The following is a 14,440-nucleotide window of genomic DNA, read 5'->3' as shown; positions in this document are numbered from 1 at the left end:
ACGAAGGCCAGGTGGAGGACGACTGCTCTTTCTGTCGAGATCGCCGGGCCACGACCCGACCTTCACCCCGACCGTCGGGACAAGGTCAGCCTGCGTCGATCCCGGTCGATCTCCAGGACGCTCACGGAGATCTCGTCACCCACCCGCAGGACATCCTCCGGCTCCGGAACGACCCCTCGCGCCGACTCGAACTCACGCAGCGGCAGCAGGCCCCCGATCCCGCCCGCGACCGGACGAAGAAACCGAACGGAACCACCTTGGTCACCCGCCCAGGCAGTGTCCGGCCCACCGCGATACCCTCGACGACCTCGGTGACCGCCTCGAAACGCTTCTAGGAGAGTTCGGGATACGTGATGAACCCGACGCCGGGACAGATCGGATGGGCGGGTCCCTCGTCCACATTCTCGGTAGCCGCCATCGTCATCCGCACCCGCCCCGCCTCCAGATCCACGGCGACCACCTCACCGCTGATCCTCCGCCCGACCACGGCAACGTCAGCGAGGCTCCGAACCCAGGAACCGTCCAACGGCCCCACCACCCCGAGCGGTTGACCGGCGAAGCCGTCCAGGACCACCGACATCTCGGACCGGGAAACGGCCACGGCTGTCCCCTGACAAAGGTCACCGTCCTGGATCGAGGCCAGAAACCTCATGACAGCCTGATCGCCGGACACGCCGGACACGCCAGATGCTTCCCCCCATGCCGCTCACGCCCTCCCACCCTCACGTCGAGACGCCGGCCCGAACCGCCGCCCGACCGATGAGTTCCGGAGCCCGACGAGGTCTACCCCCGCACAAGGGCACAGCCACGCCCACAAGCTCCGTGAGGAACGAGGAACCAATGACGACCGCCGACGCCCTACCCCCCGTCGTGGACACCGCAACGTGGGAGAACCAGCTCGCATCCCTCCGCGCCCGCGAAAAGGCCGCGACCCGTGAACTCGACGCCATCGCCGCCGAACGGCGTCGCCTGCCGATGGTCGAGATGCCCGACTACACCCTCGACGGCGAGGACGGCCCCGTCCGGCTGGCGGAAGTCTTCGACGGCAAGCGGCAGTTGATCATCTACAGCCACATGTGGTTCGCCGGCAAAGAATGGCAGTGCCCCGGCTGCACCGGATTCACCTCGCAGTACACCCGCCTGGAGTTCCTCGACAACTACGACGCCCGGTTCGTCATCGTCACCCAGGGCCCGATCGACGAGGCCCTCGCCTACAAGCACCGGGTGGGCAACCGGATGCCCTGGTACTCGACCGCGAACAGCCCCTTCGGCACCGACGTCGGCGCGCCGCCCGACGGCGGATTCGCGGTCAACGTCTTCCTGCGCGACGGCGACACCGTCTACCGCACCTGGCACACCAACGGCCGGGGCACCGAGCAGCTCAGCCACAGCTTCGCCCTGATCGACCTACTGCCGTACGGCCGCCAGGAGGAATGGCAGGACTCCCCCGAGGGCTGGCCCCAGTCCCCCACCTACAGCCGGTGGGCGGGGTCCAAGGACATCGCCGCGGCCTACGGCCCCTCGGACCCCGTCAGTTGACCGACGCGCCCGCTCAGTGCGTGTGCCCACTCCCCGCAGGCTGCTTCACGGTCAGCGGGAGCAACTTCTTGCCCGTGGGCCCGATTTGAATGGACGTGTCCATCTGCGGACACACCCCGCAGTCGAAGCACGGTGTCCACCGGCAGTCCTCGACCTCTGTCTCGTCGAGGGCGTCCTGCCAGTCCTCCCAGAGCCAGTCCTTGTCCAGGCCCGAGTCCAGGTGGTCCCAGGGCAGGACCTCCTCGTACGTCTTCTCGCGGGTCGTGTACCAGTCGACGTCGACGCCGAACGCGGGCAGCGTCTTCTCGGCGCAGCGCATCCAGCGGTCGTAGGAGAAGTGCTCGCGCCAGCCGTCGAAGCGGCCGCCGTCCTCGTAGACCGCGCGGATGACCGCGCCGATCCGGCGGTCGCCCCGCGACAGCAGGCCCTCGACGATGCCGGGCTTGCCGTCGTGGTAGCGGAAGCCGATCGAGCGGCCGTACTTCTTGTCGCCGCGGATCTTGTCCCGGAGTTTCCCGAGACGCGCGTCCGTCTCCGCCGCCGAGAGCTGCGGGGCCCACTGGAAGGGGGTGTGCGGCTTGGGGACGAAGCCGCCGATCGAGACCGTGCAGCGGATGTCGTTCTGGCCGGAGACCTTGCGGCCCTCGGCGATCACCTTCATCGCCATGTCGGCGATCTGTAGAACGTCCTCGTCGGTCTCGGTCGGGAGGCCGCACATGAAGTACAGCTTCACCTGGCGCCAGCCGTTGCCGTACGCCGTCGAGACCGTGCGGATGAGGTCTTCCTCCGACACCATCTTGTTGATGACCTTGCGGAGGCGTTCCGAGCCGCCCTCCGGCGCGAAGGTCAGGCCCGAGCGTCGGCCGTTGCGCGTCAGCTCGTTCGCCAGGTCCACGTTGAACGCGTCCACGCGGGTGGACGGGAGGGACAGGCCTACCTTGTCCTCCGTGTAGCGGTCCGCCAGGCCCTTCGCGATCTCGCCGATCTCCGAGTGGTCCGCCGACGACAGCGACAGCAGGCCTACCTCCTCGAAGCCCGTCGCCTTGAGGCCCTTCTCGACCATCTCGCCGATGCCCGTGATGGAGCGTTCACGGACCGGGCGGGTGATCATGCCTGCCTGGCAGAAGCGGCAGCCGCGTGTGCAGCCGCGGAAGATCTCGACCGACATGCGCTCGTGGACCGTCTCCGCCAGCGGCACCAGCGGCTGCTTCGGGTACGGCCACTCGTCCAGGTCCATCACCGTGTGCTTGCTCACCCGCCACGGGACACCGCTCTTGTTCGGTACGACCCGCGCGATGCGGTGGTCCGGCAGGTACTCGACGTCGTAGAAGGCCGGGATGTAGACCGAACCCGTCTTCGCCAGGCGGAAGAGGACCTCCTCGCGGCCGCCGGGGCGGCCCTCCGCCTTCCAGACTCGGATGATCTTCGTCATGTCGAGTACGGCCTGTTCGCCGTCGCCGATGATCACCGCGTCGATGAAGTCCGCGATCGGCTCGGGGTTGAAGGCCGCGTGGCCGCCGGCCAGCACGATCGGGTCGTCGAGCGTCCGGTTCTTCGACTCCAGCGGGATGCCCGCCAGGTCCAGGGCGGTGAGCATGTTCGTGTAGCCGAGTTCGGTGGAGAAGGAGAGACCGAACACGTCGAACGCGCCCACCGGGCGGTGGCTGTCGACCGTGAACTGCGGGACCTTGTGCTCCCGCATCAGTGCCTCCAGGTCCGGCCACACGCTGTACGTGCGCTCGGCGAGGACGCCCTCCTGCTCGTTCAGGACCTCGTAGAGGATCATGACGCCCTGGTTGGGCAGGCCGACCTCGTACGCGTCCGGGTACATCAGCGCCCAGCGGACATCGCACGACTCCCACGGCTTGACCGTGGAGTTGAGCTCGCCGCCGACGTACTGGATCGGCTTCTGCACCTGCGGGAGCAGGGCTTCGAGCTGCGGAAACACGGACTCTGCGGCCGCAGCGACTTCGGCAGGCATCTCGCGAACCTTCGTGAGCGGGACTGAACGGACGGGTGACCATCCAGACTAACGCGATCCCGGACCTCACCCGTACGCACCAGCGGTCACACCTGGACGGATCCCTCCGCCACGATCTCCTCCCACGCCCCCGGCAACGCCGCCTCCACCCCCGCCGCCCGCTGCTCCTCCCGCCCGTGCAGCACCCCGTACGTGAACGAGCTCTCCCCCACCGCGTGCGCCACCGCGGACAGCTCGCGCAGGATCTCGCGGACCATGACGCTGTCCTGGTGCTCGCCGAGCAGGCTGGTCAGCGACTTCATGGACTTGGCGAGCGTGCGGGCCGGGGTGCCCAGGGGCGGAGTCGCCGCCTCCGCCGCGTACCGGGTGCGCTTGGCCCTCTTGCGGGCCTCGTGCAGGGCGAAGTCGCGGTCCGGGCCCGGCGGCGCCTCGATCGCCTCCTCGACGAGCGCGGAGACCTTTCCGAAGTCCTTGCGTACGGCCTTGCCGATCACCTTGGACGGGTCGCCGGCCGCGGCCTCCAGGAGGGGCGGGTCGGCGATCACCGCGTCCAGGGTGTCGAGGAGCGCGAGGTAGCGCGGGGAGTCCAGGACGCCGATCAGTCGGCCGCGTGATCCGCCGCGCCGGGCGTTCGCCCAGGTGTCCAGGCGGGTGCGGATCGGGCCGGAGATCAGGGTGTCGGGCAGTTCGCCGAGGACCGTCGTCAGGCGTTCGGTGACCACTTCCCGGTCGCGGTCCACGCCCAACTCGCCCGCCAGCCACTTCAGTTCATCGCCGATCGGGTCGGTGACCGTACGGTCGAGGACCTTGCCGTAGGAGCGGAAGGCGCTGCGCAGCCGACGGGTGGCGACGCGCATGCGGTGCACGGAGTCGTACGCGTCCTGCCGTACGGCGGGGTCGAGTTCGAGGATCGCGTCGCGCTGGGCGCGGACGTAGGCGAGGACATGGTCGCCGGCGGTGACCGCAGCCGCGGGCTCCTCGGGCACGGGCGGCGCCTTGCGCTTCTTTTTTCCCGACCCCGACGAGTTTCCCGACCCCGATGGATTTCCCGACCCCGACCGGCGGGACGTCTCCGCCATCGCCCGCGCCAGCTTCGACGCGGACAACGACGGTCGTACGCCCGCCTTGCGCAACCGTTTCTCCACCTGGTCGAGGAAGTCCGGGTCGCCGTCGTCGGCGAGTTCGACCTCGATCTCGGTCCACTGGGCGGTGCCACCGCCGTCGGTCAGGCGCTCCGCGCGCACGGCGTCCACGCTGACCTCGGCGAGCAGCGCGCCGTCCGCGTCCACGAGGTGCCGTACGTCGCGGTCGGAGCGCAGCCGGACCAGGGGCCGCAGCTCGGCCTCGCGGACGCGGGAGCGGACCAGCGCGGCGAGGCTGTCCGGCACGGTGTCGGAGAGCGGTTCCCGGATCTCGTCGCGGACGCCGGGCGCGACCGGCACCTTGAGGTGCCAGCCCGCGTCGGAACCGCCGGTGCGGCGGCGCAGGGTCAGTGCGGCGGCGGCGAGGCGTTCGTCGGCGGTGTCGTAGTAGACGGCGTCCAGATGCGCGACGCCCTTGTCGATGACGGCCTGCACCCCGGCGACGCCGGTCAGATCGGGCAGACCGCTCTCGTCGGACTCGTACTTACGCTCGATCTCGCGCTTTGTGTCCGCCATGACCTGAATCTAGTTGCCCACGAGGCGGAACGGCAGGGGGCAACCCACATGAACCCGAGGGAAACCCGGGTGAACATGCAGGTAGCGCCCCATGCAACGGCGGCGGTCAGGCGGACATGGGGCGCTGCACCCGGATCGACTGCAACAGCCCCACCGCGAGCCACACCGCGAACATCGACGTTCCGCCGTACGACACGAAGGGCAGTGGCAGGCCGGTGACCGGCATGATGCCGAGGGTCATGCCGACGTTCTCGAAGGCCTGGAAGGCGAACCAGGCGACGATCCCGGCGGCGACGATCGTGCCGTAGAGCTCGGTCGAGTCGCGGGCGATGCGGCAGGCGCGCCACAGGACCACGCCGAGGAGGACGAGGATCAGGCCCGCGCCCACGAAGCCCAACTCCTCGCCCGCGACGGTGAAGACGAAGTCTGTCTGCTGCTCGGGGACGAACTGGCCCGTCGTCTGGGAGCCGTGGAACAGGCCCTCGCCGGTGAGGCCGCCGGAGCCGATCGCGATGCGGGCCTGGTTGGTGTTGTAGCCGACGCCGGCCGGGTCGAGGCTCGGGTTGGCGAAGGCCGCGAAGCGGGCGATCTGGTACTCGTCCAGGAAGTGCAGCTGCCACACGGCGATCGCGCCCAGGACGCCCGCGCCGAGCAGGCCGAAGATCCAGCGGTTCGGGGCGCCGGAGGCCAGCAGCACGCCGAGCACGATGATGACCATGACCATGACCGAGCCGAGGTCGGGCATCAGCATGACGATCATCATCGGCACCGAGGCGAGGCCCAGGGCCTGGAGGACCGTGCGGTGGTCGGGGTGGGGCTTGTCGCCCGCGTCGACCCGGGCGGCGAGGATCATCGCCATGCCCAGGATGATCGTGATCTTCACGAACTCCGAGGGCTGGAGCGAGAAGCCGCCGCCGAGCACGATCCAGGAGTGCGCGCCGTTGACCGTGGAGCCCAGCGGGGTGAGCACCAGCAGGATGCCGAACACCGAGGCGCCGTACAGGAACGGGACGACGACGCGCAGGGTGCGGTGGCCGAGCCAGATCACGGCGATCATCAGGGCGATGCCGATGCCGGTGTTCATCAGGTGCCGGATCAGGAAGTAGTACTGGTCGCCCTGGTTGATCTCGGTGCGGTTGCGGGTCGCCGAGAAGACCAGCAGCGAGCCGATCAGGGACAGGCCGATCGCCGACAGCAGTATCGGCCAGTCCAGCCGGCGGGCCAGCGAGTCACGGGCGAAGACCCGCGTCCAGCCGGCCCGGTCGGGCCCGTATCCGGAGACGGAGAAGCTGTTGCCGGTCACGTGAGCATCCTCCGGCTACCCCTTCTGCGCGGACGCCTGCGGGTGTTGCTGTTGGTGGTGGACGGTGAGGGCGCGATGGCCGGCTGCTGGGTGTCGTCCGCAGGCGTGACGCCGCCCTCGGTCGCCTTCTCCTGCTGCTTCTCCAGCTCCTTGGCCGGGTCGGCGGTGATCTTCGGGGAGGCGATCGTGCCGTCGGCGCGGACCTTCGGCAGGCTTGTCTGCGGCGTGGGCAGCATCGCCTTCTTCTTGTCGATGGAACCGTCGGCCTGGACGCCGTACATCGCGTTGTAGATGTTGCGCACGGCCTCACCGGAGGCGCCGGAACCCGTACCGGCCTGCGCGATCGTCATGACGACCGTGTAGTCCTTGGTGTAGGTGGCGAACCAGGAGGTGGTCTGCTTGCCGTAGACCTCCGCCGTACCCGTCTTGGCGTGCAGCTCGATCTTGTCCTGCGGCCAGCCCTGGAACTTCCAGGCCGCGGTACCGCTGGTGACCACGCCCGCGAGGGCCTTGTCGATGCCCTTGTGGGTGGCCGCGCTGATCGGCAGCTTGGCCTTCACCTTGGGCTTGATCTCCGTGACGGTCTTGCCGTCGGCGCTGACGATCGCCTTGCCGATGGTCGGGACGTACTCGGTGCCGCCGTTGGCGAGGGCGCCGTAGATCATGGCCTCCTGGATCGGCGTGACGAGGGTGTCGCCCTGGCCGATGGAGTAGTTGATCGAGTCGCCCTCGCGCATCTTGTTGCCTTCGAGGCAGTTCTCGTACGCGATCTGCTGGACGTACGTGCCGCCCTTCTTGCCGGTCTTGCACCAGTAGGCCTTGTTGGCCTCCCAGGTCTCCTGCTTCCACTTGCGGTCCGGGATCCGGCCCGTGACCTCGTTGGGAAGGTCGACGCCGGTGGTCTTGCCGAGGCCGAACTGGTGGGCCGCCTTGTAGAAGTAGTCCTTCGGCTCACCCTTCTTCGGGTTGATGCCGCCGTCCTTCTTCCACTGGGAGTCGGCGAGACCGTAGAAGACGGTGTCGCAGGAGACCTCGAGCGCGCGGCCCAGCGAGATGGGGCCGAAGTTCTCGCCCTCGAAGTTCTTGAAGACCTGGCCGCCCACCGAGTACGAACTCGTGCAGGGGTAGCCGCCGTCCCACTTGTAGCCGGCCTCGACCGCGGCGGCCGTGGAGACCACCTTGAACGTCGAACCGGGCGCCGACTGACCCTGTATGGCGCGGTTCAGCAGCGGGTAGTCGGAGTTCTTGCCGGTGAGCTGCTTGTAGTCCTTGGCGGAGATGCCGCCGACCCAGACGTTCGGGTCGTACGTCGGCGCGGACGCCATGGCGACGATCCGGCCGGTCTTGGCCTCCATCACGACCACGGCACCGGAGTCGGCCTTGTAGTTCTCGCCGGTGATCTTGTCGAACTGCTGGCGGGCGGTCTTCATCGCCTTGTCGAGCTGGTACTCGGCGACGCGCTGCACGCGGGCGTCGATGCTGGTGACGAGGTTCGAACCGGGCTGCGCGGCATCGGAGTTGGCCTTGCCGATGACGCGGCCGAGGTTGTCGACCTCGTAGCGGGTGACGCCGGCCTTGCCACGCAGCTCCTTGTCGTACTCGCGCTCCAGGCCGGAGCGGCCGACCTGGTCGGAGCGCAGATACGGCGAGTCGGAGTCCTTGGCCTGGGTGATCTCGTCGTCGGTGACCGGCGAGAGATAGCCGAGGACCTGGGCCGCGTTGGCGTCACCGGGGGCCGCGTAGCGCCGTACGGCCTCGGGCTCGGCGGTGATGCCGGGGAAGTCCTCGGCGCGCTCGCGGATCTGCAGGGCCTGCTTGGCGGTGGCCTCGTCGGTGATCGGGATGGGCTGGTAGGGCGAGCCGTTCCAGCAGGGCTGCGGGGTCTTCGCGTCGCACAGCCGGACCTTCTGGATGACGTCCGCGGGCTTGAGGCCCAGCACGCCGGACAGCTTGGTGAGGACGGCCTTGCCGTCGTCGGCCTGCTTCAGCAGGTCGGTGCGGGAGGCGGAGACCACGAGCCGGGTCTCGTTGTCGGCGAGCGGCACACCGCGCGCGTCCAGTATCGAGCCGCGCACCGCGGGCTCGACGACCTGCTGGACGTGGTTGCCGGACGCTTCCTTCTGGTACGCGGCGCCCTCACGGATCTGCAGGTACCAGAGGCGCCCGCCGAGGGTGCCGAGGAGGGAGAGGACGAGAATCTGGATGACGACGAGCCTGATCTGAACCCGTGGAGTCCGACCGGTCTCGGGAATGTTAGTCATGGGCGAAGCCCATCCCTTTGAGGGTGGTGGTGGGAGACGGGTGGGCGTTGGTCATGTGGTGCTGCCTCCCCCTCTCAGTGCGTGTACGCGTCGATGCGTGTATGAGTCATATACGAACTACCTGTGAGGCCGTACGCCAACTCCCCTGCCCTCAAAGCCGCTTGACCCCCTTGATGCGCCCGGCCCGGGCCACCCGCGCGCGAGCCGTCTTCATCCGCAGGCCACCGCGCTGGCCGCCGATCTTCAGGCCGGTGCCCGAGGAGAGCCAACCCGAGGAGATGTCGGCCGACTTGGCGGCGTTGGTCTCCGCGAGCGGGTCGTTGTCGGCACGCCGGGCCAGCGCCATGACGCCGGGGACGACGAACGGGGCGAGCAGCAGGTCGTACAGGGCGGCCGTGAACAGCAGGCTGCCCAGGCCCACATGGCGGGCGGCGGTGTCGCCGACGAGGGCGCCGACACCGGCGTAGAGCACGGTGGCGCCGATCGCGGCGGCGACCACGACGGCCATCGGGCCGGTCGCCGACTTCAGGCGGCCGTTCTCCGGTTTCGCCAGGCCGGCGAGGTAGCCGATGACGCACAGGACGAGGGCGTAGCGGCCGGCCGCGTGGTCGGCGGGCGGGGCGAGGTCGGCGAGGAGGCCCGCGCCGAAGCCGATGAGGGCGCCCGCGACATGGCCGTAGACCATGGCCAGGCCGAGGACCGTGAGGAGCAGCAGGTCGGGGACGGCGCCCGGGAGGTGGAGGCGGGCGAGGACGCTCACCTGGATCACGAGGGCGACGACGACCAGCGGCACGGAGAGCAGGATCCGGTTGACACGCATGGGGAGGGGCTCCTACTGCTGTTGCTGGCCGTCGACCGGCGCGTTCGCGGACGGGGTGGCCGTGACGGTCACCGTCGGGATCGGGGTCGGCTTGGACTTCGCGGGCAGGACCGTGTCGCGCGGGTCCTTCTTCGGGGCTTCCACGACGACGCCGACGATGTCGAGCTTGGTGAAGTTCACGTACGGCGTGACGTACAGCGTGCGGGTCAGGCCGCCGCCGGAGGGGTCGACGCGCGAGACGACACCGACCGGGACGCCGGGCACGAACGGCTTGTCGGCCTGCGAGCCGAAGGTGACCAGCCGGTCGCCCTTCTTCACCTCGGCCTTGCCGTTGAGGAGTTCGACGCGCAGCGGGCCGTCGCCCTCGCCGGAGGCGAAGCCGAGTTCGTCGTTGCCCTCCATGCGGGTGCCGACGGTGAAGTCGGGGTCGTTGGCGAGGAGCACGGTGGCGGTGTCGGGGCCGACGGTCGTCACGCGCCCGACCAGGCCGTTGCCGTTGAGGACGGTCATGTCGCGCTTGATGCCGTCGTTGGCGCCGATGTCGATGGTGATCGTCCAGGAGAAGCTCTGGGCGGCTCCTATCGCGATGACCTGGGCGCCCTTGATGCCGTACTGGCCCTCGCCGGCCACCTTCAGCATCTTGTCGAGCTGGGTCAGGCGGCTGCGGTTGCGGTCGTCGCTGCCGAGCTTCGCCTTGAGGGCCGCGTTCTCCTTCTCCAGGACCGCGAGCCGGTCGTGCCGCTCACCGGAGTCGCGGACCGCGGAGACCGCGTCACCGACCGGGTCGACGGCGGACGACACACCGTTCTCGATCGGGCCGAACACGGTGGCCGCGGCCCGGCGGGCTCCGTCGACCGGTGAGTCCTGCCCTCCCCGGATGTCCACCGTGATCAACGCGAACGCTACGGCGATCAGCAGCACCAGGAGCAGCCGGCTCTCTCGTGTGTCCCTCACGTGCGGCGGCCGTGCCTTCCTCATAGAAATGTGCAGAGGTTCGGGTATGCAGGTGTGTAGGCAGGTGTGTGTACGGAGGCCCCGTCAGATGTGAATGGAGGCTTATGACGGAGCCTATGCCTCCGTATCAACGATCCGCCGCACGAGAGGAGATCATCCCGTACGGCGGAATCGAAGCGTTACGTCATCTGCGCGGCTGGGCGTCCAGCACCTGCTGGAGCGCCTCGAACTCCTCGACGCACTTTCCGGAGCCGAGCGCCACGCTGTCCAGCGGGTCCTCGGCGATGTGGATCGGCATGCCGGTCTCCCGGCGCAGCCGCTCGTCGAGACCCTGCAGCAGGGCTCCGCCGCCGGTCAGAACGATTCCGCGGTCCATGATGTCCCCGGACAGCTCCGGCGGGCACTTGTCGAGGGTCGTCTTCACCGCGTCGACGATCGCGTTGACGGGCTCTTCGATCGCCTTGCGGACTTCGGCCGCCGAGATGACGACGGTCTTGGGCAGGCCGGAGACCAGGTCCCGGCCACGGATTTCGGTGTGCTGGTCGTCGTCGAGGTCGTACGCGGAACCAATCGTGATCTTGATCTGCTCAGCCGTCCGCTCACCCAGAAGGAGCGAGTACTCCTTCTTGATGTGCTGGATGATCGCGTTGTCCAACTCGTCGCCCGCGACGCGGATGGACTGGGCGGTGACGATGCCACCGAGCGAGATGACCGCGACCTCCGTGGTGCCGCCGCCGATGTCCACCACCATGTTGCCCGTGGCCTCGTGGACCGGCAGGCCGGAACCGATGGCCGCGGCCATGGGCTCCTCGATGATGTGCACCTGGCGGGCCCCGGCCTGGGACGACGCCTCGATGACGGCACGGCGCTCGACGCCCGTGATGCCCGAGGGCACACAGACGACGACGCGGGGGCGGGCCAGATAGCGCCGCTTGTGGATCTTCAGGATGAAGTAGCGGAGCATGCGCTCGGTGATCTCGAAGTCGGCGATGACACCGTCCTTCAGCGGACGTACGGCAACGATGTTGCCGGGCGTGCGCCCGATCATCTTCTTGGCTTCGGAGCCGACCGCGAGAATGCCACCGGTGTTGGTGTTGATCGCGACGACGGACGGCTCGTTGAGTACGATCCCGCGACCCCTGACGTACACCAGCGTGTTGGCGGTCCCGAGGTCGACAGCCATGTCACGGCCGATGAACGACATTGAGTTCCCCATCAGGATTCGTCTGGCCTTCCTGGGAGCTTTTGAGGGCTTTTCAGGTCGGCGAAGTGGGTGCAGTGACGTGAAGGCTTCCATCGTAGACGCGCCATCACGAACACTGCGCGAGGGTCTTCGCCATTGTCAGCATGTGAGGCACGGCCTCGCTTGTGGAGACGGCCCAACGGGGGCACTCGTTCCCCCGATCGGCACGCATATGCCAAGAGACGGCCGGAAAAACGCGGCCGTCCCTGGTCAGGCATGTGGGTTACTGATGGAGATTCAGCCGCGCCCGGGGAAGAAGATCTTCACCTCGCGTTCGGCGGACTCCTCCGAGTCCGAGGCGTGGATCAGGTTCTCGCGCACGATGACTCCGAAGTCGCCCCGGATGGAGCCGGGGGCGGCGGCGATCGGGTCGGTCGGACCGGCCAACTGGCGTACGCCCTCGATGACCCGCTCGCCCTCGACGATCAGGGCGACGACGGGACCGGAGGCCATGAACTCCACCAGCGGCTCGTAGAAGACCTTGCCCTTGTGCTCGCCGTAGTGCTGCTCCAGGGTGTCCTGGTCCAGGGTGCGCAGCTCCAGCGCGGTGATCCGCCAGTCGGCCTTGCGCTCGATCCGGCTGATGATCTCGCCGGTCAGGCCACGACGTACGGCGTCGGGCTTGAGCAGGACGAGGGTGCGCTGGGTCACGACGGGGCTCCTTCTGATCATGATGGTGCGGGTCGACTCACGGTCGTCTCACGACAATCCCGAGGTTACAGGGCGTGTCCATGCGCCCATTACGCAACGTCAGGTGTAGTGGAGTCACGCCGCGCCGGGAGTGGCGGAGTCGGCCTGCGCGGCCTGTGCCGCGAACCGTGCCTTCGCCTCGTCGATCTTCCGGCCGTAGTGGACGGAGGCCCACCACAGGGCCGCGAAGATCGCCCCGAGGAAGAACATCGACGGCACGACCAGGCCCGACGCGATCAGCGCGATCTGCAGCGCCCAGCCGAGCGCGATGCCGCCCGGCCGGGTCACCACGCCGCACAGCGCGACGGACAGGAACATCGCGATCCCGCAGACCGTCCACACGGTGGAGGTGGCCAGGTCCGGGTCCTTCATGGCCACGAGCCCGGCGAAGCCGATCACGAAGAACTCGCCGATCAGCGTGGAAGAACAGAGCGTACGCACGGAAAGTCAGCCCCTCCCCAGGAGCAGTCGGGCCTCACCCACGGTGATGACGGAACCGGTGACGAGCACACCGCCGCCCGCGAACTCGCCGTCCTCCTCGGCCAGCGTGATCGCGGCCTCCAGGGCGTCGGGCAGCCGCGGCTCGACCTGCACGCGCTCGTCGCCGAACACCTCGACGGCGATCCCGGCCAGTTCGTCCACGTCCATCGCGCGATGACTGGAGTTCTGCGTGACGACGACCTCGGCGAACATCGGCTCGAACGCTTCGAGCAGCCCGCGGACATTCTTGTCACCGCTCGCGCCCACGACCCCGATCAGCTTGCTGAAGTCGAAGGCCTCCGCCACGGCCTCGGCGGTCGCACGGGCGCCCGCCGGGTTGTGCGCCGCGTCCAGCACAACGGTCGGCGACCGCCGCACCACCTCCAGCCGCCCGGGCGAGGTGACGGACGCGAAGGCCTTCCGCACGGTGTCGATGGCGAGCGGATCGGGCCGCTGGGCCCCGACACCGAAGAAGGCTTCTACGGCGGCGAGGGCGACGGCCGCGTTGTGCGCCTGGTAGGGCCCGTGCAGCGGGAGGTAGATCTCCTCGTACTCGCCGCCGAGGCCACGCAGGTTGATGAGCTGCCCGCCGACGGCAACATGCCGGGACACGACCCCGAACTCCAGACCCTCCCGGGCGACGGTCGCGTCCACCTCGACGGCCTTCTTCAGGAGCACCTGCGCCGCGTCCACCGGCTGCTGCGCCAGGATCACGGTCGCATCCTGCTTGATGATCCCGGCCTTCTCGGTGGCGATCTCGCCGGTCGTCTCGCCGAGGCGGTCGGTGTGGTCGAGATCGATGGGGGTGACTACGGCCACGGCCGCGTCGATCACGTTCGTCGCGTCCCAGCTACCGCCCATGCCGACCTCTACGACGGCCACGTCGACCGGCGCGTCTGCGAAGGCCGCGTACGCCATCCCCGTCAGCACCTCGAAGAACGACAGCCGGAACTCCTGCTGGGCGTCCACCATCTCGATGTACGGCTTGATGTCCTCGTACGTCTCGATGAAGCGCTCGGCGGAGATCGGGGCGCCGTCGAGGCTGATGCGTTCGGTGATCGACTGGACGTGCGGGGAGGTGTAGCGGCCGGTGCGCAGTTCGAAGGCGCCGAGCAGGGCCTCGATCATGCGGGCCGTGGAGGTCTTGCCGTTCGTGCCGGTGATGTGGATCGAGGGGTACGAGCGCTGGGGGTCGCCCAGGACGTCCATCAGGGCGACGATGCGGCTGACCGACGGCTCCAGCTTGGTCTCGCCCCAGCGGGTGGCGAGGTCGGCCTCTACGGTGCGGAGGGCCTTGTCCAGCGCGGGGTCCTCGGGGCGGCCGGGGACGTCGGCCTGCGGCCCGCTGGTGCCCTGGGTGCGGAGGGTGCGGCTGCCGGCCTCGATCACCGCGAGATCCGGGTCGCGGTCGGTCTCGGCGGCGACGATCTCTTCGAACGGGTCGCTGTCAGTCACGTGGGTCAGTCTACGGAGGTTGGGGTGGCCTTTCGTCTGCGGGCCCGGTGGGGGCT

Annotated in this window: 13 protein-coding genes; 1 reads left to right on the top strand and 12 read right to left on the bottom strand. The window is 68.8% G+C overall.

Going from position 1 to position 14,440, the window contains the following annotated elements; all coding sequences use genetic code 11:
- Window positions 1–62: 62 nt before the first annotated feature.
- Window positions 63–200 carry a S1 RNA-binding domain-containing protein gene (locus SPR02S_RS66010; RefSeq protein ID WP_306305758.1) on the bottom strand — a complete coding sequence of 46 codons (138 nt, stop codon included), beginning with the start codon at window positions 198–200 and terminating at the stop codon, window positions 63–65.
- A 131-nt stretch (window positions 201–331) separates the two neighbouring features.
- On the bottom strand, window positions 332–601 hold the full coding sequence (locus tag SPR02S_RS66005; RefSeq protein ID WP_306305757.1) for a hypothetical protein: 270 nt from the start codon (window positions 599–601) through the stop codon (window positions 332–334).
- Between the two features lie 239 nt (window positions 602–840).
- On the opposite strand from SPR02S_RS66005, the gene SPR02S_RS42970 reads away from it, so the two are divergent.
- Window positions 841–1,539 carry a DUF899 domain-containing protein gene (locus SPR02S_RS42970; RefSeq protein ID WP_019063231.1) on the top strand — a complete coding sequence of 233 codons (699 nt, stop codon included), beginning with the start codon at window positions 841–843 and terminating at the stop codon, window positions 1,537–1,539.
- A gap of 13 nt (window positions 1,540–1,552) precedes the next feature.
- On the opposite strand, the gene SPR02S_RS42965 is transcribed toward SPR02S_RS42970, so the two are convergent.
- From SPR02S_RS42965 to folC, 10 genes are all read right to left on the bottom strand, one after another.
- Window positions 1,553–3,520 carry a TIGR03960 family B12-binding radical SAM protein gene (locus SPR02S_RS42965; RefSeq protein WP_019063230.1) on the bottom strand — a complete coding sequence of 656 codons (1,968 nt, stop codon included), beginning with the start codon at window positions 3,518–3,520 and terminating at the stop codon, window positions 1,553–1,555.
- A gap of 86 nt (window positions 3,521–3,606) precedes the next feature.
- Window positions 3,607–5,178 (bottom strand): CYTH and CHAD domain-containing protein, encoded by a 1,572-nt coding sequence (locus tag SPR02S_RS42960; RefSeq protein ID WP_019063229.1) that lies wholly within the window; start codon window positions 5,176–5,178, stop codon window positions 3,607–3,609.
- Between the two features lie 106 nt (window positions 5,179–5,284).
- A complete protein-coding gene (gene rodA, locus SPR02S_RS42955) occupies window positions 5,285–6,481 on the bottom strand; it encodes a rod shape-determining protein RodA (RefSeq protein ID WP_019063228.1) in 1,197 nt (398 codons plus the stop codon).
- Window positions 6,478–8,742 carry a penicillin-binding protein 2 gene (gene mrdA / locus SPR02S_RS42950; protein WP_019063227.1) on the bottom strand — a complete coding sequence of 755 codons (2,265 nt, stop codon included), beginning with the start codon at window positions 8,740–8,742 and terminating at the stop codon, window positions 6,478–6,480. Before mrdA ends, rodA begins: the two co-directional genes overlap by 4 nt.
- Before the next feature lie 151 nt (window positions 8,743–8,893).
- Entirely contained in the window at window positions 8,894–9,562 is a 669-nt protein-coding gene (gene mreD, locus SPR02S_RS42945) for a rod shape-determining protein MreD (RefSeq protein ID WP_019063226.1), read from the bottom strand.
- A gap of 12 nt (window positions 9,563–9,574) precedes the next feature.
- A complete protein-coding gene (gene mreC / locus SPR02S_RS42940; protein WP_019063225.1) occupies window positions 9,575–10,516 on the bottom strand; it encodes a rod shape-determining protein MreC in 942 nt (313 codons plus the stop codon).
- A 184-nt stretch (window positions 10,517–10,700) separates the two neighbouring features.
- Window positions 10,701–11,720 (bottom strand): rod shape-determining protein, encoded by a 1,020-nt coding sequence (locus tag SPR02S_RS42935; protein ID WP_019063224.1) that lies wholly within the window; start codon window positions 11,718–11,720, stop codon window positions 10,701–10,703.
- A gap of 276 nt (window positions 11,721–11,996) precedes the next feature.
- Window positions 11,997–12,410: a nucleoside-diphosphate kinase gene (gene ndk, locus SPR02S_RS42930; protein WP_019063223.1), complete on the bottom strand. Its 414-nt coding sequence runs from the start codon at window positions 12,408–12,410 to the stop codon at window positions 11,997–11,999.
- 114 nt (window positions 12,411–12,524) lie between these two features.
- On the bottom strand, window positions 12,525–12,890 hold the full coding sequence (locus tag SPR02S_RS42925) for a DUF4233 domain-containing protein (RefSeq protein WP_019063222.1): 366 nt from the start codon (window positions 12,888–12,890) through the stop codon (window positions 12,525–12,527).
- 6 nt (window positions 12,891–12,896) lie between these two features.
- A complete protein-coding gene (gene folC, locus SPR02S_RS42920; RefSeq protein WP_019063221.1) occupies window positions 12,897–14,384 on the bottom strand; it encodes a bifunctional tetrahydrofolate synthase/dihydrofolate synthase in 1,488 nt (495 codons plus the stop codon).
- Between the last annotated feature and the right edge of the window lie 56 nt (window positions 14,385–14,440).

This window comes from Streptomyces prunicolor NBRC 13075, from assembly GCF_000367365.1.
In the GTDB taxonomy this organism is placed as follows: Bacteria; Actinomycetota; Actinomycetes; order Streptomycetales; family Streptomycetaceae; genus Streptomyces; species Streptomyces prunicolor.
Note: the sequence above shows the minus strand (reverse complement) of the source record. Positions and strands in the feature narration are given on the sequence as shown.